Origin of the sequence: Acetobacter sp. DsW_059 (assembly GCF_002153695.1) — a bacterium.
GTDB lineage: Bacteria > Pseudomonadota > Alphaproteobacteria > Acetobacterales > Acetobacteraceae > Acetobacter > Acetobacter thailandicus.
In genome coordinates, this window is sequence record NZ_JOPI01000065.1 from 1 (window position 1) to 1295 (window position 1295).

Annotated in this window: 1 protein-coding gene and 1 pseudogene; both read right to left on the reverse strand. The window is 51.2% G+C overall.

Annotated elements, in window-relative coordinates:
• The coding region (locus tag HK25_RS11605; RefSeq protein ID WP_086636322.1) for an iron ABC transporter permease at window positions 1-929 on the reverse strand (929 nt) is incomplete at its 3' end.
• Between the two features lies 1 nt (window position 930).
• Window positions 931-1295 (reverse strand): annotated as a pseudogene (locus HK25_RS11610) (ABC transporter substrate-binding protein); the annotation flags it as partial.

Genomic DNA, 1295 nt, shown 5'->3' on the forward strand with positions numbered 1-1295 from the left:
ATGCCGGTTGGTATCTCCTGAGCTGCAAATAGGCTGTGGCTCAGCAGGTCAGCAAGCATAGCGGTGAGGCCACCCAGTATAGCGGCAGGAAAAAACATATGCTTCAGCGTATTACCCGTCATGAAGCGTGCCAGGTGCGGTACAACCAGGCCCAGAAAGCCAACAGGCCCGCATAAAGCCACCGTCATGGCGCAGCTAAGTGCACATAACAGCAGAGTGCTCAGTCGCAGGGTGCGTACATTTACGCCCAGTGATGTTGCTGTGTCTTCTCCGGCCAGCAGAGCATCAAGCTCTTTACGGAAGCGGGCTCCATAGGTGCAGATCAGGAGCAGAGCCAGTGCCGCAACGGGCAGTGAAGACCATGATGCGGCGGAGAAGCTTCCTAATGTCCAGAACAGAACTGACTGAGCGGTATTTCTGTCGCCCTGAAAAATCAAAAAATTTGTCACAGATGTAAAAAGAAATGAGACAGCAAGCCCTGTCAGTATGATCCTTTGCGGAGGCAGGCTGTGAGCAGAACGGGTTATCAGTGCCAGAAGCAGGGTTGTGGCACAGAATGCGCCTGCTGCTGCCCCCATTGTTGTTGTCCATATTCCGGCAATATTACCCATAAAGATGATGACAGTAACGGCACCGGCTGAGGCACCGGCTGAAAGGCCAAACAAAAAAGGGTCGGCCAGTGGGTTGCGGGTGGCCGTTTGCAGCAGTGCGCCAGCTGCGGCAAGGGTAGCGCCGGTCAGAAAAGCCAGAAGCAAACGGGGCAGACGAAAAAGCCATAAAATACGGGCTGTGATCTGATGGCTGAATGGCCCTTCCAGTACTCCCTGGGCCAGGGAGTGCCATGAGAGTGTGACATTGCCCAAAATCATTTCACCTGCTGCAAGAAGGCAAAACATAAAAACAGCAGCGAGCGAAAAACGTAAGGTCATGTCAGAGTTTTACATCAGGATGTAAAAAAGCAGCAATTTTTTCGATTGCATCAATATTGTAAGGTGAGGGGGTCATTTCATCATAGCGTACAAACAGAATTTTACGGTTTTTAATGGCCTGTGTTTCTGACATCAGGTTGTGGTGCTGCAAAAAATTAAAAATATTTTGCCGGTTCTGGCCGTAATCGATAATCAGAATGGCTTCAGGGGCCTGGAGTGCTGCGGCTTCCCACGAGGCATTACCCCAGCTGGCTGGCAGATCTTTAAAAATATTTTCTCCGCCTCCCATACTGATCAGGGTGGAGGCCAGAGCATACCCGCCGGCGGTAAAAGGTGTGCTTAGCCCACTGTCATATAAAAAGACCC